At 58.9% G+C, this 19,163-nt stretch carries 18 protein-coding genes; 5 read left to right on the top strand and 13 right to left on the bottom strand.

Annotated features, from left to right (window positions below):
• Positions 1-154: 154 nt before the first annotated feature.
• The gene (locus tag NLY43_RS27425) at positions 155-388 is read left to right on the top strand and encodes a hypothetical protein (RefSeq protein WP_348524906.1); all 234 of its coding nucleotides are present in this window, start codon (positions 155-157) and stop codon (positions 386-388) included.
• 69 nt (positions 389-457) lie between these two features.
• On the opposite strand, the gene NLY43_RS27420 is transcribed toward NLY43_RS27425, so the two are convergent.
• From NLY43_RS27420 to NLY43_RS27410, 3 genes are all read right to left on the bottom strand, one after another.
• Complete coding sequence (locus NLY43_RS27420) at positions 458-703, bottom strand: hypothetical protein (protein WP_023670916.1); 246 nt, start codon at positions 701-703, stop codon at positions 458-460.
• 98 nt (positions 704-801) lie between these two features.
• Positions 802-1,029 (bottom strand): hypothetical protein, encoded by a 228-nt coding sequence (locus tag NLY43_RS27415; RefSeq protein WP_286458983.1) that lies wholly within the window; start codon positions 1,027-1,029, stop codon positions 802-804.
• Positions 1,022-1,267, bottom strand: coding sequence for a hypothetical protein (locus tag NLY43_RS27410; RefSeq protein WP_023729558.1), 246 nt, complete (start codon positions 1,265-1,267; stop codon positions 1,022-1,024). The genes NLY43_RS27415 and NLY43_RS27410 overlap by 8 nt, the downstream gene beginning before the upstream one ends.
• A 229-nt stretch (positions 1,268-1,496) precedes the next feature.
• Between NLY43_RS27410 and NLY43_RS27405 the strand changes: the two genes are divergently transcribed.
• Entirely contained in the window at positions 1,497-2,009 is a 513-nt protein-coding gene (locus NLY43_RS27405; protein ID WP_023713845.1) for a response regulator, read from the top strand.
• A 1,172-nt stretch (positions 2,010-3,181) separates the two neighbouring features.
• Here NLY43_RS27405 and NLY43_RS32655 read toward each other — a convergent pair.
• A complete protein-coding gene (locus NLY43_RS32655) occupies positions 3,182-3,412 on the bottom strand; it encodes an aminotransferase class I/II-fold pyridoxal phosphate-dependent enzyme (protein ID WP_084026284.1) in 231 nt (76 codons plus the stop codon).
• Between the two features lie 772 nt (positions 3,413-4,184).
• Here NLY43_RS32655 and NLY43_RS27400 point away from each other — a divergent pair.
• Positions 4,185-5,615 carry a coiled-coil domain-containing protein gene (locus NLY43_RS27400; protein ID WP_023713168.1) on the top strand — a complete coding sequence of 477 codons (1,431 nt, stop codon included), beginning with the start codon at positions 4,185-4,187 and terminating at the stop codon, positions 5,613-5,615.
• Positions 5,616-5,761: 146 nt separating this feature from the next.
• Complete coding sequence (locus NLY43_RS27395) at positions 5,762-6,958, top strand: IS256 family transposase (RefSeq protein WP_286458977.1); 1,197 nt, start codon at positions 5,762-5,764, stop codon at positions 6,956-6,958.
• 241 nt (positions 6,959-7,199) lie between these two features.
• On the opposite strand, the gene NLY43_RS27390 is transcribed toward NLY43_RS27395, so the two are convergent.
• The 9 genes from NLY43_RS27390 to NLY43_RS27350 all read right to left on the bottom strand — a co-directional run bounded on the left by NLY43_RS27390 (position 7,200) and on the right by NLY43_RS27350 (position 17,767).
• Positions 7,200-8,495, bottom strand: coding sequence for an HlyD family type I secretion periplasmic adaptor subunit (locus NLY43_RS27390; protein WP_348529083.1), 1,296 nt, complete (start codon positions 8,493-8,495; stop codon positions 7,200-7,202).
• A gap of 68 nt (positions 8,496-8,563) precedes the next feature.
• Positions 8,564-10,276: a type I secretion system permease/ATPase gene (locus NLY43_RS27385; RefSeq protein ID WP_023711230.1), complete on the bottom strand. Its 1,713-nt coding sequence runs from the start codon at positions 10,274-10,276 to the stop codon at positions 8,564-8,566.
• Between the two features lie 334 nt (positions 10,277-10,610).
• On the bottom strand, positions 10,611-11,525 hold the full coding sequence (locus NLY43_RS27380; RefSeq protein ID WP_023711229.1) for a class I SAM-dependent methyltransferase: 915 nt from the start codon (positions 11,523-11,525) through the stop codon (positions 10,611-10,613).
• Positions 11,526-11,597: 72 nt separating this feature from the next.
• Positions 11,598-12,857 carry a polysaccharide biosynthesis/export family protein gene (locus tag NLY43_RS27375; RefSeq protein ID WP_023711228.1) on the bottom strand — a complete coding sequence of 420 codons (1,260 nt, stop codon included), beginning with the start codon at positions 12,855-12,857 and terminating at the stop codon, positions 11,598-11,600.
• Entirely contained in the window at positions 12,844-14,121 is a 1,278-nt protein-coding gene (locus tag NLY43_RS27370) for a hypothetical protein (RefSeq protein ID WP_023711227.1), read from the bottom strand. The genes NLY43_RS27375 and NLY43_RS27370 overlap by 14 nt, the downstream gene beginning before the upstream one ends.
• Positions 14,118-15,122: an SDR family NAD(P)-dependent oxidoreductase gene (locus NLY43_RS27365; protein ID WP_023711226.1), complete on the bottom strand. Its 1,005-nt coding sequence runs from the start codon at positions 15,120-15,122 to the stop codon at positions 14,118-14,120. Before NLY43_RS27365 ends, NLY43_RS27370 begins: the two co-directional genes overlap by 4 nt.
• A gap of 44 nt (positions 15,123-15,166) precedes the next feature.
• The gene (locus tag NLY43_RS27360) at positions 15,167-15,841 is read right to left on the bottom strand and encodes a sugar transferase (protein ID WP_023681043.1); all 675 of its coding nucleotides are present in this window, start codon (positions 15,839-15,841) and stop codon (positions 15,167-15,169) included.
• Positions 15,838-16,989 carry a DegT/DnrJ/EryC1/StrS family aminotransferase gene (locus tag NLY43_RS27355; protein ID WP_023711225.1) on the bottom strand — a complete coding sequence of 384 codons (1,152 nt, stop codon included), beginning with the start codon at positions 16,987-16,989 and terminating at the stop codon, positions 15,838-15,840. Before NLY43_RS27355 ends, NLY43_RS27360 begins: the two co-directional genes overlap by 4 nt.
• A 49-nt stretch (positions 16,990-17,038) precedes the next feature.
• Positions 17,039-17,767 (bottom strand): nucleotidyltransferase family protein, encoded by a 729-nt coding sequence (locus NLY43_RS27350; RefSeq protein WP_023681041.1) that lies wholly within the window; start codon positions 17,765-17,767, stop codon positions 17,039-17,041.
• A 635-nt stretch (positions 17,768-18,402) separates the two neighbouring features.
• Between NLY43_RS27350 and NLY43_RS27345 the strand changes: the two genes are divergently transcribed.
• Positions 18,403-19,080, top strand: coding sequence for a LuxR C-terminal-related transcriptional regulator (locus tag NLY43_RS27345; RefSeq protein WP_023670902.1), 678 nt, complete (start codon positions 18,403-18,405; stop codon positions 19,078-19,080).
• Positions 19,081-19,163: the final 83 nt, after the last annotated feature.

Raw genomic sequence — 19,163 nt, 5'->3', positions numbered from 1 at the left:
ACAATCGCGGCGCGGAGGGGTTTTATTAGCTCCCCCTCATCTTGACGCCGGCGCCGGCTGCTCCAAAGTCTTGGGCATCGCTCGGGGAAGTATCAAAGTTGGCGACGAGGTCGCAGTCACGGCGATTGTGCGCGGCCGGGTGACGCCCGATCGCATGAGCGTGACGATCCCCTCCTACGACTTCCCGCATTCTGTTGTCGATTCGACTTGGAAGACTGTGATTGGCCAGCATATGGAATTGATCGGCCCTGTCACACGCATCGACGGGGACAAGGTAACCGTCAGCCTCCGGCCATTGGTGACTGTCGAGGCCGAGCACGTGCGCCTTGTCGAAAGACATGTGGCACTTCCACGCGGGCGAAAAAAGTCGCTGGTTGACAAGGCTTAAACTTCGTTGCCGACCCCAGGAACAGCCCACTGAAACTTTCTCCTTCACATCGGCTCTGGTCGCCTCCCGCTAGCTGCCGGCGCGTTGCGATATCGGCACAGTAGACGGGTTGGCATTTTCCGAACTTTCCGCCATGTCGTCGCGATGACGTTGGCGAAGGCGCTTCAGCAGATCGCGTGAGGCTTGGATCGCCCTGCGCGATTGATCCATGTTCTGGCGAAACGTGGCGCGTTCCTCCATGGACTTCTGCCACTTCAGCAAGGTGGCCGTAGTCGCAGTAGCGGCTTGAGCGATTTCTATGGGCGTTGCAACCATCGCATTCTCCCTAAAAAGGCAATGGTAAACGCAATCTTTATAGGCCCAACGAAACCCTTCTCCAATTAAAAACGACCATACGGCATACGGCAAAATGGCTATTCGTCGGGGCGCTCGACGGCAGCTTCGTCGACCTCGGCCTCCATCTCGTCGTTGACGGTCTTGGTCTTGCCAAAACCGTCCATCGCCACACCGTCAAAGCCCTGCAGCCACGCGTTGGCATGTTCCTGCCAGTAAGCTGGCACCTCACGCTCCTTGCCATCCTTGCGCGCTTGGGCGCCGTACATCCAGGCGTAGGTGGCGCGTTCCTGATCTTTCTTAGGCATGGCCATTTGCATCATCCTCCCGGAAATCCAGCAGCCTTGCGTGCCGCAGCTTCTCTTCGCCTTTGAGGGTCTCGACCCAGCCAACCAGTCCGGGCTTCAGCCACTCGGCCTTTTCCTTTTTATGTCCCTTCGGGACCGGGCCGCCAACCTTGCCCTGGACACGATCCCAAAGCGCTTGCCGCTCATCGGCATTGAAGTTGACGAGTGCGCCGCCTTTGTAGAGGCCCTTTTCAGCCATGATCACCTGGGTAGCTTTGCCGCGCTCGCGCTGTGCACCGTGATTTGCATTTCCTTTTCCTCAAAGCACTTGATCTTGCGCCAAGCGCTCGTTTGCCGCTGCGATATGGACTGCCCTTGAGCTTCGAGACCATGCCTTCTAGCCCGTCTCGTTGACCAGGTGGCAAACGGCGTCACCAGTGCGGCATCGCTCCGCTGAATTGAATGCGCCCGCCGGCAGGGATCATTTCGTGCAGAATCTCGCCGCGATCTTCGGTCGGCATCCCGCGCAGGTCATGATGCTTGGAACCCTGCCGGTTGCTGACCGTTCTCCGTCAATGGAAGCCCCGAACCAACAGAGCCAAACGATCCTCGTGGTTGACGGCGACGTCATCGCCCGATGCGTCATCGCGGACTATCTCCGCCACTGTGGCTACAGGGTGATTGAGGCCCATTTCGCACGTGAGGCGCAGCAAGCGTTGAACTATGCGGAGTTCGGTGTGGACACCGTCTTGTGTGACGTTGACCTGCCGGGCAACATGAACGGGTTCCAACTGTCGAAGTGGGTTCGCGAGAACAAGCCCGAGGTCAAAATAGTGCTTTCTGCCGCAGTAGAACGAACTGCGATCGCGGCGGGCGACCTTTGTCAGCAAGGCCCGCACCTTGCGAAGCCGTATGAGCCGGCCAACGTAGTGGACCATATCAGGCGACTGCAGCGTGTTTGGAGCTTACGATCCAGGAACCCTGGTGCAAAGCGCAATTGATCTCTGTCCAGACGCCGAGAGGCTCGTCTGCATACCAATGGTGATTTAGCCCTGCGAACTGGACGCCGCTCAAAGGAAGAACGGCGTATAAGCCGCAGTCCTGCGTGCGGCCGCAACAGTGGACGGTTGTCGCGCGCAGGACGGAGGAAATTCGCCCTCCTGCCGCGGGCGGTGAACGGGATACCGTAGGAGCGTCAGCATAGCGCGGGCCACAGGACGAGACGCGGCACCGACTGTCCCGTCCGGAAGTCCGGATGTTTTGGCGAGGCCGACCGGCTGAGATCGTGCGCATTTTGGTTCTCGACGGTACGGCCGCTGATCGGCGATGATGCGAGGACCGAGTTGCCCGGAAGAAATCGATCTGGTCTTGCACCTTTTTTGCTTCCTCATTCGCGGGGCAGCTTGTGATTTTCCAGCCTGACAGACCCTCCCCTGTCTATAAGAAATTTCCCGACGCATGAGCGCACGTCCAACACAGTGCGGGCTCCAATGCTCACCGGCTGCGCGAGAATGGTAACCACCTACCTTGAGGGGAGCGCCACGTGCGTATTCAACGATGCAGGCGCTGCCAACCTCGGCATCCCCGGGAATAGCAGGCTTATAAATGAATATATCGTTGATCAACGCTATCGGCGCAGCCGCCGGGAGATGGACAGACCGCGTTCCAGCTAGGGGGATCGATGTTCCAGGCTAAAGGCATTGGCATGCCCGAATTAGAAAAAAGACCTGAATCCCGTAAAGCAGCAACAAAATGCCGAAAGCTATCCAGAAGCCGGGTCGCGTAAGCAATGCCAGATCTTTTCTTAGCTGCTCCATTCAAATCAACTAACACGGCCAAGCGTCGTTCCCGTCCGCTGGGGACAAATTTCAACTAAGCTAATAGGCTTCGTCGCATAATGGCCGCGCCACTGCGGATCGAGACACCTCAGCGCCCCGCATGAGCACGCGCAACTCGATCGGAGGCGCAAGGAGAAAGTTCGGAACGGTTCCAAGAACCCCAAGCAAATTGAGCGCCGCAGCGGACGATAAGGTTCACGGATATCCCGGCGAACATCCGCACAGCAATGGTCAAATCAGCGGCAGAAGGGCGTCCGAAGGCTGCCGGCGGCTCCTGTCGTCGGAACGAAAAAAGAGAAGAAGCAGAACTTTCGTGTGCGATCGCGCACATCAGATCACGTCTGCGCTTCAGTTCGCTTGAGAAAACCGCATCTCTTCGTCACCGCCTCATCGAGAGTCACCGCTGCGGCATCCTGAATACAGGTCGGCGATCCGAAGAGCATGCATTGCGCAAGATTTTCCAGATGAACTGATGCCGAGACCGGCCCAAGCGTCCACCCTAGCCTCCAGCCGGTCATTGCATGAGACTTCGACAGGCTGTTCACAATTATCGTCCGCTCTCTCATTCCGGGAATGCTATTGAGAGGAACTCGCCGTCGAACACTGTGCTGCGGTAAACCTCATCGCTGATGATCCATAGATTGTGCCGCTCGGCAAATGTGGCAATGATCCTCCTTGCCGAATACATATCCGCCGGGATTGTTTGGGGAATTCAGCAAGATCGCCCGCGTTCGATCTCCTACCGCTGAACGGAGAATATCCTCGGATGCCTTCCGCCGCGCATTTTGCAGCGATAGTTTGACGGGTCGGACCACTGCTCCATCGGCGCGTATTGCCGCTTCGTATGGAGATACCAAGGCTCGAGGCAAAGCACCTCGTCGCCAGCTCCGGCAACGGAAGCTTAGTGTGATTGAGCGGCCAGGCGGCCGGTCCCCAATTCGTTCGAATGATGCGCTTGCCTCGCCAATGTCGCATGGTGAGTCAGCCGGCAAACCAAAACACTCAACCGCCGGTTAGGCCCGGCCGCCTGATGCGCCCCACAAGAGGCTGTGCCGGGCCGTTCGTCGGGGCTTCTGCACCTGAGCGTTAATGTGCCCAGGCAACACACCATTGACGCCAAGACGATGGCAAGAAGGGGAGCCGCGCAGTCCTCAAGAATAAGTCAGCAGGCACCTAGACCGATGTAGGGCCTTCCAATCGCAGCTCTCGGCTCCTCGCGGCGCCGGCGCCCTGGCATCGTTTGATTGAACGAAGACGCTGAGTTGAGCTCTCGATACAAAAGCATCTCAGTCCTCGTGCCTCAATGGTTCCGGGCATGCGGCTGCAGGGGATGAAGTCATGAAGTTCAGGGATTTGATCAGACGCGCCGAGGACAATGTGGAGAGGTCGTTCGACGATCTCGAAGCTGACTTGGCTAACGCTGTCGACCAGTGCCTCGATTTGGAGGATGTCGCCGACGTGCCAAACATGGCAGGCGACAACAACGAACAGGATGACAGCGTACGGAGTGAGGGCGGTGCCGGCGACGACGATGATAGCTCGCCGATACCAGCACATCGGCTGACCTCACACACGCAGAGCCGAATTGCTGCCGTGAGCTCGTTTAACGGCTTGTTCCACGATGCCAAGCTCCATTTCGAGGAGATCAACGCAAAAATCTCCGAAATTACAAGCACATGTCAACTGACGTTCGAGTTTTTTCACATCCTTCACGCGGACATTCTCCGTGCCAACGAGCTGGAGTTGGCGAATCAAAATCTGATCGCAGATCAAAGGAGCTTGTCGGAAACACTCAATGACCTGAACAGACGGTACTGTGAGCGTCAGGGCACGGTCGAGACATTGCAGCAGCGCCAGGCAAGCCTTGTTCAGGAGTGCGAAGTGCTCCGTGGCGCATTGGCCGCGGCAAGGCTGGAGCTGGTCGAAGCGGCGAACACCACCACAAAGAACGAAGCGGAATTTGGCGACCTCACGAACATGCTTGCCGCCGCAAATGTCGAGGCCGACAGGCGCTCCCGAGAGAACAAACAGCTGCGTGAAAAGAATGTGAGCCTGTCTATTGACCTGGAAAAGGCCATGAAGCGGGAGGAAGAGGCACGGCATAGGCTGGATGCCTTCTCCACGATCCATGCCAACGAAGCTGCGCGAAATTCCGAAATGCTGAGTGCGCTCGGCAAGAGCGAAAAAGAGGCAATCAAGTTGCACACCTCACTCGAGGTTGCGCAGGCGAAGCTATGGGAGGTGACCGAAGCAGCCAGGATTATGCAGGCGGACATGGATGGCGAGCTTAAACGCTGCCAGGCTGAGAACCGAGGATTGCGCTCAGAAATTCAAAGTCTCCAATCGCGCTTCGAACTCGCCTCAATCGCAAACAACGAGGCCGCGGCCGAGATCGCCAGGCTCCAGCTACAATGGAGCGACGCCCTGGCGGAAAAACAGGTGACCGACGAAAGGTTGGCCGCACTCACCGAGGAGGCCGAAACCAACAAGGTGAACCTTTCCAAGATCGCCGCAGATTTTGCACAGCTGTCCATGCAGCAGGCGTCCGATCAGATTGAACTCGATGTGAGACGGCAGGAATGCGAGGACTTGCGGGTCGAAATTGCCTCGGTCAATGCTCGGGTCAGGGAATTGCTGCCCTACAAGAGGTCGCATGGAAGCGCGAACGCCTTGCCGCATACGTCTGACGTGGCAAATGTAGCGGTGACTGCAGACCGAACGGTGCATGCCGCACGCCGTGTCCGCCGCAGGGCCCTCGCCGCGTCGTAGGAAGCAAAGAACCTCTCCTCGTGAGGCAATTGCCCATGTTGATGATCGGGTAGTGTGCTGAGAGTTCTGCAAATTCGCTGAGAGGGGGCGGTCATGGCAGGCTGGTGATTGTTCACGTCACCTGATTCCCGCGAAGGAACGCCACCATGACCAAGACTGAAGTTAAGACCGCCAGCGCTGCCGTCAAAGACATTTTGCTTTCGAACCCGGATGGATTGCACGAAGTGCTCCGTGCGGTGATGCAGGAGGTGCTTGAGGCCGAGATGGACGAGGCGCTGGGTGCCTCGAAGAGCGAGCGCACGCCCGAACGGCTTGGCTATCGCTCGGGCTATTACGGCCGTACCCTTGTGACGCGGGTCGGCAAGCTCGAGCTGCGGGTTCCGCAGGACCGGGCCGGGCGCTTCTCCACCGAGCTGTTCGAGCGCTACCAGCGTTCCGAGCGGGCCTTGGTGGCGACACTGGCCGAGATGTATGTGCAGGGCGTGTCGACCCGCAAGGTGAAGGCGATCACGGAAGAACTGTACGGCCATGCCTTCTCGGCCTCGTCGATCTCGGCCATCAACAAGCGGCTGGACGAGAGCCTCGCTGCCTTTGCCAGGCGCCCCCTTCAAGAGCCGTTTCCTTACCTCATCCTCGATGCGCGCTACGAGAAGGTGCGTGAAGCCGGTGTTGTCATGAGCCAGGCGGTGCTGATCGCGGTCGGTATCGACTGGGACGGAAGGCGCCAGATCCTGGCCGTGGAGATGGCCAATCGCGAGAGCCGCTCGGCCTGGAGGGACTTCCTCGTCGGCCTCAAGGCGCGCGACCTCAAGGGCGTCGAGTTGGTTGTGTCCGACGATCACGCCGGCCTGGTGGCAGCGATCGGCGAGGTGATCCCCGAAGCCGCCTGGCAACGCTGCTACGTGCACTTCCTCAGGAACGCGCTCGATCATCTGCCGAGGAAGCACGGCGACGACTGCCTGCAGGAATTGCGCTGGCTCTACGACCGGCGCGATCTCGCAGAGGCCAGGGCTGATCTTGCCGCATGGCTTGCCAAATGGTCGGCACGCTATCCGCGCCTGACAGGCTGGGCCGAGGATGCCATCGAACAAACCCTGACCTTCTTCAGGCTGCCGAGACAGCACCACAAGCATCTCAAATCCACCAACATGCTGGAGCGGCTCAACGAGGAAATCCGCCGGCGCACCTATGTCGTGCGCATCTTCCCCAATACCGAAAGCTGCCTGCGCCTGGTCAGGGCGTTGGCCGTCGAGACCAATGAAAACTGGATGGAGGCCAACCGATACATCAACATGGACGACCTGCGCGAGCACAAGAAGCTCGCTCTGCGCCAAGCCGCATGACCAGCATCATGGCCGCCCCTTTTTGCAGAACTTGACGCACACAACCGATGATCGTGGAACGGTATGCGCTGTTTGTTGCGCAAAAGATGACAGGACACTAACGCTGTTGTCGGGGCAGGTCCCAGACGAGCCTCGCGCGTCGGCCGCAGGCGTCACCCCTGTCGGCATCACGTCGCCTACCCTAATATGTCAGCAAGCACGCCTGCCGTGTTCCCGCGGTCGACCGCTCACAGCCGCCATGTCATTGGCGGAAAGCCCTCGACATCTGGTCGGTAAGCGGCTTCAGCAGATAAGACCAGACGCTGTGTTCGTCCGTACTTATGTGAACCTCCGCTGGCATACCGGGTTTGAGCACTTTGGCATCGGTCAGACAGGTGGACTTGTCTTCGACATTGATGCGCGCCGAGAAATAAGAAAGCTGGCGCTGTTGATCTTTTATCAGGTCCGCCGAGATGCGCTTGACAGACCCTTGGCAGGCAGGCGTGGTGCCGGCGTCGAAAGCCGGAAACCGGATCGAGACCCGCTGACCTGGACGAACGTCATCTATGCGCGACGGCGCAATCAGCGCGTCGACCACAAGGTTGCCGGTGTCAGGGACAATCATCATGAGAACCTCGCCCGCGGCAATCACGCCGCCGATCGTGTGAATGGAAGATTCCTGTACCGTTCCCGATTGCGGAGCGCGGATGGTGGTTTTGGCCAGTTCGTCCTGTGCCACAACCTTGCGCTCGCTGAGTTCGGTCTGCTTGGCTTCCGTTTCACGAAGTTCGCTCGTTACGTCACTACGCCTTTGTTCATCGAGCTGAAGTATCTGCAATTCGGTCTCGCTGATCCGGGCCTGCGCCTCGGCAACTGCCGCCGCGAGGCGCCCTGATTCTCCGTGCGCCCGGGTGGCATCCAGTCTGATGTTGCTAAGTCGCTCTTTGGACACCAGTTTCTTTGTAAAAAGCGCCTGTACATCGACAAGATCGCCATCCAGCAGGACCACGGATTGTTCTTCCGCGGTCTGTTGCGCCTTGAGGCCCTCAACTTGGCGTTCGAGTTGCTTTGAGCGGCTTTGCAACTGTGCCTTCTGCCCCTTGAGGGCCGTAGCGCGGCTGTCGAACAGCGTGCGCTCACCGTTCACCAGCGCAGCCAGCTCCGGCTCACCCATTCGCGCTTGAAGGCTGAACGGAAGCTGCATCTCCGACAGGCCTTGCCGCTCTGCCTCCAGCCGCACAAGCCGAACCGTTGCCCGATCAAGATCCTTGCTAATTATCTGCAGATTGGCGCGTGTCAGCGTGTCGTCCAATCGTGCCATCACATCGCCGGCCCGTACATGATCCCCGTCTTGCGCGAAGATGCCACCTATCGTGCCGCCCGTCAGATGCTGCACCTTCTTTATGTTGCTCTCGATCACCACGGTCGCCGGCGCAATTACCGCGCCAGCAATCTTGGTCAGTCCGAGCCAGAGCCCGCCGCCGGCAAGCAACATAACCGTGACCGCCGCACCCAGGATCAGGTTGGCCCCGATTCCATCGCGCGTGCCCGAAATCATCGCGTTGCGCCGGCTCCCATTGCCGATCGGGGCCGATGGAGCCATCGTCGCCTCAGACAAAAAAATCCTCATGCGTGACCGCTCACCCCTTTGTGCATCGCGACGGCCGCTGCCGGGCGTTCAACAGGCGCAGCAAAGGGGCGGATGACGTTGGCCAGGACCTCCTCGCGTGAGCCGAAGGCGTGAAGCATCCCATTGGACATTACGAGTACCCTGTCGATGTTGGTAAGGGCAGAAGGACGGTGCGCAACTACGATGACGATGCCTCCACGTTTGCGCACTGCCAGGATCGCGCCGGCCAAGGCGGTATCGCCATCGACGTCCAGATTTGAATTCGGCTCGTCCAGAACGACGAGAAACGGATCGCCGTAAAGTGCCCTGGCAAGCCCTACGAGTTGCCGCTGTCCAGCCGACAAGGCTGTTCCTCCCTCGCCCATGCGTGTTTGAAAACCGTTCGGCAATCGCAGGATCATTTTGTCGACGCCCGCTGCCTTGGCAGCTGCAAGCACGCCCTTGGTGTCGCCCTTCCCGCCAAATCGCGAAATGTTATCGGCAACCGTTCCATCAAACAGTTCGACGTCCTGGGGCAGGTAGCCAATATGTGCGCCAAGGTGTTCTTGGTCCCATTGGTCAAGCGAGGCGTCGTCCAGCCTCACCGTGCCGCGAAGTGGCTGCCAGACGCCCACCAGCGCGCGCACAAGCGTGCTTTTGCCAGAACCGCTCGGGCCGACAACGGCCATTCCCGTCCCTGCAGCCAGGCGGAAGCTGACATTGGCTACCGTCGGTTTTTGCTGGCCCGGTGGCGCTATAGTCAGGTCCTCGACCGCAAGCTCCGCTTGGGGGCGCGGAAGTTCCATATGTTCGTCCCGGTCAGGAAAAGCGGCCAGGGCCGTTGCCAGTTGCGAATAGCTTTGCCGGAACGCGGCGAAGCCTCGCCAGTTCGCGATAGCGGCGTCAACAGGAGCCAATGAGCGGCCCAGCAAGATGGAGGATGCGATGATCACGCCTGGCGAGGCTTCGCCTCCTATCACCAGGTAGGCACCCAGTCCAAGAACGCAGGACTGCAAGGCCAAACGCAGTGCCCTAGAGAGTGCCCCGGTGGCGCCGACGACGTCGGAAAGCCTCTCTTGGTGCCGCAGATATGCGTTATTGATCTCGCCCCAGCGGTGGGCAAGCCGTGCGGAAAGGCCCATCGCGCGTACGACTTCCGCGTTGCGGCGTCCGGATTCGGCGAGATTGCGTTGCGACACCAGCGTCTCGGACGCGCGTGTCACCGATGTGCGGCCAAGAACTTCCGCCATGACCGTGAGCAGCACGACAATGATCGCACCGCTTGTGGACAACAGACCGAGCGCAGGATGCAGGAAATAGATGATCAGCAGGTAAAATGGAATCCACGGAGCGTCGAATATAACAGTCGGCCCCATTCCGGAAAGGAAGCCGCGTAACTGATCGAGATCACGGAGGGGCTGTATCCGGTTCGCATCCTGCCCGCCAATGAGCGGCAAGGACAGCGAGAGGCCGAACACCCTCTGCTTCAAATTCCTATGGACACGATTGCCCACTCGAACCAGCAGGCGCAGGCGCACGAAATCCAGCAGCCCGTAGACCGCGTAAAGACCCAGCATTCCGATCGTGAACCCGACAAGCGTCGGAACGCTCTGCGAAGGTAAAACGCGATCGTAAATTTGCAGCATATAGACCGAGCCGGTCAGGGCGAGAAGGTTTATGACTGCCGAGAAGACGCCGACGCCTACCAGGCCAGGCACGGTCCCAAGCATTGCGCCTCGCAGATCCGACGAACTCCTTCCACCAGGGTTCATAGGTTTCGACCTCCCGTGAGAGATCGTTGCGCAAGCTCACTGGCCCCACTGGGCACCGACAATCTCTTGCTGTTCAGGAGCGTATCCCCTTAGCCTTCTAATATTACGCCCCACTAACATGCTTGGACTTTAGTCAAAATGTAGCAAAATCGTGGCGCTGACCCGAGAAACCCGGAACCCACATGTTAAATCGGGGGAAAACTGCCGTTCCATGGTATTTGGGCGGGGCTTCATGCCGGGCGAGCGGCCCAAGAAAACCGCCCCCTGCCCTTTTTCGGGGCATTTTCGCGCTTTAGCGCTTCCTCGCAACAACTACGAAGTGTTGCGCCATCTGGCCAGGAACGCAAAGCCTTCTGCAGGCCTTCTCGACAGGCTGCATCATCATTTCACAGAACCCTGGCAACAGATTTCCCGGCCGAGGCAGGTAACCGTACGGTATCGTCTGCTCGACGGTGAATCCCGAGGCAGTCAGGAGGGCCTTGAACCTCGCTGCGCTCAGCGTGTTGCGAATTGTGCGTCCAGACACTCGATTGAGCAGCCTGCACGCCAGGCCGACGGGCGACGTCGCATTCATGTGAACGTTGCACACAAGCCGCCCGCCGTCTTTCAGGTGCTCATTGATCGCCTTCAGTGCATACCATTTCAGTTCATCCTCTGCGTTCAGGAAAAAACGAAATGCCGTCACCACATCGAACGTCATACCTAACTGGTCCCTTGTCAGGTCGACGTGACGCAATCTCACATTGGGCGGTACTTGCGCGCTGTCGAGCATCGTTCTGGAAACGTCGGCGCCAACCACCTCGCTGAAGAGGCCGGCCGCTACCTCGGCGATGCGACCTGTTCCGCATGCGAAATCGAGGCAGTTTCGGCTCGCTCCGCTCAAGGGGCGAAGAACGTCGAGGATCAGGGGCTTTTCGATGTTCTCCCAAAGCGCGCCATAATAGCCGGAACTGTGCGTTTTGTTGTAATGTAGGCCGTAGCCCGGCGCGCAATGGCTGGTCCTATAGCCGTCCGACACCCAGCCGCCCTGCGCATTGCTCTCCTTGCTAGACGTAGATTCCTGCCAATTTCCGGACTCACCGGCGCGCGACCTGGACCGCACAATTCGCGCTGACGGCATATGGGAAGCATAACTTGCAGACTGCGTCATCTGATCCGCGTTCGTTGAGGGTGTCAGGGTCGCTCCCTGGTTGAAAATGCGCCTCACCTTGGATCTCCGTTCAGTTGGGTTCGCCCCCCCGATAGAACAGTAAGCTCCGCACGGACTGCGGCTGACGCCCTATTGGACCGCCACACTTTGCAGTTCACTGCTGAATCTGGCTTCGACAGTATCCCCCGGCAGCACAATGGCATCTTCGTCAGCCAACAGCTTGCGCCATTCATTGCCGATCTTGCGCACGATGGTCACCTGGGCCCGTACCGTTTCGCCGGCAATCGGCAATGGCTGTTTGGATGCTCCAGTCGGCTGCAGCTTCTCGCTGGCGGCATGGAGCCTGGCGGTGACATCCGCTAGCCGAGCGTTGGTGTCCTTCAGATCCGTCAGCAAGCCAATCCTTCTTTGATTGTCGTTGCGTTCGTGCTGTCTGACAAAGTCCTCCTGCTGGCGCCGCGCCCTCATCAGCTCGACCGAGGTTTGAAGCGCGCCGCTTGAAGACAGAAGCAACGCGCGCCTGACATCCGCGAGCCGGGTGTTGGTCAGATTGCCTGCATCGAATGCCTTCGTCACTCGCGCCAAATCTTGCTCATCCGCCTTCACGCTCTCGCCCTCGACTTGCTCGCGTTTCTGCAAAACGTCAATTTGCTCGGCAGCGTCCGTCCGGCCCTTCTCCAGAAAATCCTGTTCCTGCCGGAAATCACTCAGCGCAACCTTCAGCGCCTCTGCTTCAGCCTGTGCCATCGCGGCTACAACGCTCGGCGAAAGAGGTGATCCCTGTGGTGTCTTCTTGTCGAAATCCGCCTGGCCCTGAAGCTCGGCGCGAATGCGGGCGGCGTGAAGGTATTCTTTCGTGTAATCTCCCCAGAGCATTTCGTAATCGCGCTTGAGATCAACCGGATCAGGCCCGGCCTGGCCTGCCCGTGATCGCAAAAGACTGAAGCCGCCGGAAACGGCCAGCGCCTGCCGTACAGTCATGAGCGGACGGTAGGCCTGTTGTCCTGGGGTGAGCACATCGCCCGTTACATAGATCGGGCGATAGTCCGCTATGATTGCTGTGACATCGTCGGGCTCGACAGTAACTGTCTGCTCCCGCCCGTCAGTCAGACGCACGTGAAAAATCTTGCTTGGCAAGAGCTCTTGCATTCGCCTTTGCAATTGAGACGCCGTCAGGCCTGCGACCATGATCATCCCCGCCTCCGGAAGGGCGATATTGCCATCCATCTGGACTACGGCGCGCTGCGTCCGATCAGGGATCGGCGCTATTCCTATCTCGACCGTATCGCCAGGTGAGAGTTGATAGGGCTCGACCTCGCCTGCGCAAGCCATCGAGGTTAGCGACATCATCACGACTGCGCCAAGAACGTATCGTCTACTGAAGGTCATTTGCGACAATCTCCTTCCGGTCGAACACCGGCTTCAAAGGCCATTCAACACGAGTAACGAAATCGTATACCGGGCCACCGGGCACGCCCCAGTTGCTGGACCAGACCACCTGGGTGCCGTCTGGAGACGGAGAGGCATGCGTCTCGCTCCAGTAGTCGAAGGGCGCGTTGTGCGTGTCTGCGACACGGCGGACCTCTCCACTGCCGTCTAGACGCAGCGCAATGACTTGCTGAGCGTAAGGCGCCCAATCCGGGTGCTGCGATAGTTCGGCTGGCGTGCCGCCATAACTCAGAAACACCCAGCCGGGCCTGCCGAGCGACCTGAGTGACGCATGCATGGCCTCGCCATATTTCATCAGCGAGGTAGCCTTGCCATCAGCCAAGCGGCGCTTGATCACCTGATATTTGTCAGGATCCGATTTGCTGATCCCGACATAGATTTCGCTTCCGTCGGAATCGACCGTCATGTCGCCATGGCCTGGTCGATGGTGCTCCATCCACTTCTGGCGCAATATGCCGTCTATGGAGAAGACGAAACTCGCTTCGATTCCGTCCGGTAATTGCTGGGAACACACTATGTTGATTCCGAGTGGTGAGATTGAGCAGGAGCCGGTTGTTCCCGGGAATTCGGCAAGATCGATATCCGGGAATTTCTGCCGTAGCTTGAGATCGTAGGCAAAGACCACCGCTCGGCCGTCATTGTTCGTTGCACGCACCGCAATCCGGCTGCCGTCGCGGCTCGGATTGCCTTTGTTGGGTCCAAATTTGAGGTTGGAGTACGCTGCGGAGGCGAACACGACGTCCTCATGATCGGTACGTGGGGCCCATGTCGCAATCTGCCGGCCCCCGACGCAGATCATCAACTCGGGATCGGTGGGATGCCATTCGCATTCGGTCGCGCGGTTGCGGTGGAACAAAGGCAAGTAGGTTTGTCCGTCGAGAAAGCACAGGCCACCGCAGCCATTGGCGATCAGGAGCAGGCTCTGGTCGGCATTCCAAGCCTGTGCGCTTGAGTAACGGTGGGTGCAGTACTTCTTCCCGCATACACCCGCCCGGCCGAGAACGCCCGGTCTGGTGATCCGTGCGAAAACCATGCCAGACCAAGGATCCCTTGTTTGGCGCACATAGCCCGGCAGGTTGTTCACGGCCGCTGTGGCCGCCACCTCCGCTGCCTTGCTTTGACGGCCGCCGGCAATGTAGATGTTGGGAGATATGGCACCGGCAGCCAGCAACAGCGCCAACGCATGACGGCCGCCCAGGGTCATGTCATGTAACCCACTTCGCGCCGTACCCGGCCTTCACTAAGGCGCTCGCGCCACCACGTGATTGTTCGCTCCAGCCCATCGCGCAGGCTGGTCTGTGTCCGCCATCCAGTCTCGCGTTCAAAGCGCGAGGAGTCGGCGAGCAAGGCGCGAACTTCGGAATTTTGCGGCCTCAGGCGCCTTTCATCACGACGGACCGGCTTTTTGCAATCGGTCAACTCAAGAACAATGGCCAATACGTCCGAGACGGTCGCAGCGCGTTGGCTGCCAGCGTTGTAGGCGTGGCCGAACTCGAGCTGGGCGAGACCTGCGGTCAGGAACGCTGTCGCGGTATCTTCGACATAGGTCAGGTCGCGGATCGGGCTGGTATCCCCGATCATGATTGCAGGACATTTCGGGTCGAGGACCTGCCGGATAATGGTCGGCACGATGGCGCGTTCACTCTGGCGCGGGCCATACGTGTTGAAGGGTCGCATGATGACCACAGGGACATCGAACGACCTGGCGTAGGACTCCGCCATCATGTCAGCGCCGATTTTGGACGCCGAATACGGTGACTGTCCCTGCAGGGGGTGTGTTTCGCCGATCGGCATGGTTTGGGCAGTTCCATAGACCTCGCTCGTCGAGGTATGGATCACCCGCTCCGTCTCCCATAGGCGCGCCGCTTCGAGGACGTTCACCGTGCCTAGGATGTTGGTTTCCACATAGGATTGTGCAGCGGCGTAGGAGTATGGAATCGCAATAAGCGCAGCCAGATGAAAAACCGCGGCTTGGCCGCGCATGATCCGGTTAAGGAACGCACTGTCGCGGACGTCACCACGGACGAGCCTCAACTGGCTGCGGATGGTGTCCGGCAGATCGTCTAGCCATCCATGGCTGTCAAAGGAATTGTAAAGGGCAAGGGCTGTGACATCTGCCCCGTTGCGAACAAGCGCCTCCGTGACATGCGAACCGATGAATCCGTCCGCGCCGGTCACCAGGACTTTCTTTCCATTGTAGCTCATCACTGCGCATTCCCTTGGCTGTTTGGAACGCTTCCCTTGGATATTCAAACGTCGATCGGCGGTACCGGAACCCAACCGACCACTGCCAGCACTCCCCGCACCATCCACGCGAGGTCGGAGACGATGGTGCGTCGCGGATAATACGAGAGGTCCAGTGTTGCCTTGGCGGGGAACATGACCTCCCGGTAGAACACGATCGGATCCACGGACTGGGGGAAGTAATGTGCTTCGTGCCGAAAAACGACCTGGGCTGGACCCAGCAGGCCTGGCTTGTATTGCAGCACGGCCCTAAGCTCGCCCCGGAAACAATCGGCGAAAGCCAGGCTCTCGGGTCGTGGACCGACGATCGCCATTTCGCCTTTGAGGACATTCCACAGCTGCGGTAGTTCGTCCAGCTTCGTCGCTGCGAGAAAGCGGCCAACGGTGGTCATGCGTGTATCGCCCACGACCGTCAGCGCAAGGCCTTGAGAGCCGCAGTTCACACCGAATTTGCGAAATTTGTACATGCGAAAGGTTCGGCCGCCGGCCCCGATGCGGGTCTGAGCGAACAAGATCGAGCCACCGCCCTCGAGCAGAAGCGCTCCGGCGATCAGCAGCATCAATGGCGCCAATGCGACGGTAGCGATGCCCGCCACCGCAAGATCGATTGCGCGTCTCGCAAAGCCGTGATCAGGATTTGGAACGAACATCCGGTGAAAGGCAGGGTCTAACGCATTCATGCAGCAGTTCCTCTTTGGGCGCCTGCTTTGAGCGCGCCTGTTTTGAGCGCGGCTGCCAGGGCAGCCACGACTGATTCGGCGGCGGCGGAAGTGACCTGGGGGTGCAGCGGAATTGTGAGCTCTCGCTGAGCGAAATCCTCTGTGTGGGGCAAACTCACGCCGGGAAGGCGCTCGCGGTAAAACGTCATTTGGTGCACCGGCGGGTAGTGGATGGTGGTTTGTATGCCCTGTGTCCGCAACTCGTCGATGACATCCTGCCGGCTCACGTAGCGCGGCAGGACGATCGGCATGATGTGGTAAGCCGACGTCCGGGGTTCGCTAAATGGAATGACAATAGCTGGGCAACGGTCCGCGATCAGGCGTCGGTACAAGACAGCTATGATACGCCTGATTTCGTTCCACTCTTGCAGGTTCTGCAACTGAACCAGCCCTATTGCCGCTCGCATCTCGTCCATTCGGTAGTTGAACCCGAGCATCGTGACATCATATTGCGGCGTACGACTGTTCAGCCGCTGATGCGTCCCCGTGGTCATTCCGTGCCCGCGGGCCAGGCGAACCCTGTCGAGCAGATCGGGGTCACGTGCAATCACGGCGCCCCCTTCGGCCGTTGTCATGTTCTTATTGCCATAGAAGCTGAACGCGGCCGCGGCGCCGAAGGTCCCGACTTCCCTAAGCCCGGGCGCGTGCGCAGCGTCCTCGATGATATGCAGCCCGCGAAGCCGGGCGAACCGCTGCCATTGTTCCCGATCGGGGAGATACCCGGCGAAGTGAACGAGAATGACCGCTTTCGTGCGCGTCGTGCACCGCGCTTCGGCTTCCGCAACCGAGATCAACGGCACGTCGACGGACTCGATATCGACGAAGACCGGCGTCGCCCCTACATACAGCACCGCATTCGCCGTCGCCACGAACGTCAGCGAAGGAACCAGTACTTCGTCGCCAGGGCCGATGCCCAAAGCATGGAGGAGAAGATGGAGCGCTGCGGTGCAGGAACCAACCGCAACGCAATCTCGCGCGCCATGCATGCTGGCAAAGGCCTGTTCGAACTCTCGTACCCTGTCCCCCATCGTAAGCCAGCCGCTATCAATCACCTGCGACAGGGCTGCCTTCTCTGGCACGCCTAGGATCGGGGCGCTCACCAAGAGCATCTTGACCTCCTGAAAGCCTTGTTAGTGGCTAGACCTCTGCATCAGACTTTCATGCGGCTGCGGCGGCAGCCGCGACCTCGATTGAGGACGACTGATCTTCCCAGGCAATTGCCTGCGCATTCTGGAAGTCATCGACACGACCGATGTCGAGCCAAAGACCGTCATGCTTGTAAACATGCACGGTCGTGCCGCCCTGCATCATCTGCAGCATCAGGTCATCGAACCCAAATGGGATCCCGGACGGAATGAACCGCAGGACATCTGGGTTCATGCAGTAAATCCCCATGCTGACGAGATGGGAAAGCGTCGGCTTTTCCCGGAAGAGCTGGACGGTATTGTCGATCTCGTCGATGACCCCGAAGTCCATCTTGATATGACGGCACGCCGTGGCGATCGTAACGGGATCCCTATGCAAGCGGTGCGCGGCTACAAACCGGCTCAGGCTTAGATCTGTGAGGACATCGCCGTTCAGAACGACAAATGTTTCGTTCAGTTCATCCCTAATCAGAGAGAGAGGTCCGACGGTGCCGAGTGGCTCCATTTCCTGGGTATATTTGATCTTCAAGTTCCATTGCGATCCGTCGCCGCAGACGCTCCGGATCAAATGTCCTAGATACCCTGTCGTAATATATACCTCTTCAATGCCGTTGCGCCGCAGCCACTTCAAAAGCAACTCAAGAACAGGCCTGGCCCCTATCGGCATTAATGGTTTCGGCAGGACCGATGTAAACGGTCGAAGGCGCGTACCCATCCCACCACATTGAATCACCGCTTTCATTCGATCCTCCTGATCTGCAGTTGGCTTTGTTCGGGATCGGTGTTCCATTGTCCGGCCAGGGCACACCCTCAAATCCGGCCAAACCTCGGCGGCAATCCGAACATCATATGCGAAAAGGTATGTGACAGCCGGGGCGGCTGTCGTCGTGCATTCGAATGGTAGGGATTCAAAACGTTCAAGGTATTAGATGGCCACGAGATCAACAGCCGATAGAAGCGCGATTGGGCACTGATCATGACGCCGATAAAAACGAAAGCAGTTGCTTTCAAGAAAGCTGCGATCCGCCAGGGCCGGACCGGCCTACAGGTCCGGCGACAGCGGGTGGCGACATAACAGATGTCACATGATTACGATGGTCCTGAACAGCTGGCTTTGGACCCAGAAATGGGAAACCGGCATCGTTTTGCGGACGGGCACCGCACGCCAGGGTTAAAAATCTATGGATGAGCTTCGCAATTTAGTATTATATTAGACGTTCTGGATGTGCGTGGATGGGACGCTGCGGACATCACTGTGATGCGTTGACCAGTGGATGGCCGCCATTTTAGGACCACCACGGATTGTCGATCATAGGCGAATGGGAGGTTCCAGCGGGTTTTCTCGTCGGGAACCGAGTAACGCGTTGGGGTAGTTACATGGCTCGGATCGTCATTGCCGACGATCACGGCTTATATCGGCGTGGTCTCCGGCTGGCACTCATGGCTGGAATTCCAAGCGCCGAAATATTCGAAGCTTCGTGTTTCGATGCCGCGGTCAATCTTCTAGAGGAGCAGGCGTCCATCGATCTTGCGATCCTCGATCTGAACATGCCTGGGCTGTTCCATCAGGAAGTGCTCAGCGACTTTATGGCTGCCTATCCTGACACTCGCTTTGCGATCGTTTCCGGGGATGATTCCCGCTCGGAGATACTGACCGCGCTTTCGATCGGACTTCACGGGTACATCGTCAAATCGCAGAGCGACGAAGAAGTCGTGCTGGCTGTAAACGAAATCCTCGCTGGCCGGATCTATGTGCCATCTCTCCTATCTCGAACGTCTGCCGACCAGAGGTCGCATGCCCCCCCACCTCCGGTTCAAAATCCCAGCCGCCGGCACGAGGGCTCGGGCGACGTCGCTAGGCTGACGTCTAGACAGAAGGACGTCCTCAAGCTGATGGCAGAGGGGTACTCGAATAAGGAGATTGCCCGTAATCTGGACATTGCCGAGGCGACAACGAAAATCCATGCCGCAGCCGTGCTGCGTGAGCTTGGGGTTAGAAACCGTACCGAAGCAGCTGTGTTGCTCCAAAGCTGGCTGACGAGACAGGCGAGTTGACGTATGCCCCTCGAACCGGCCCGAGTTTGCTTGCAGGAAATCGCAGCAAAGGGCCCACACCATCGGTTAATTGGCCAATTCGG

The organism is Mesorhizobium sp. C416B, from assembly GCF_030323165.1.
Classification (GTDB): Bacteria; Pseudomonadota; Alphaproteobacteria; order Rhizobiales; family Rhizobiaceae; genus Mesorhizobium.
The sequence above is the reverse complement of the archived record's forward strand: the minus strand, read 5'-3'. Positions and strand labels throughout refer to the sequence as shown.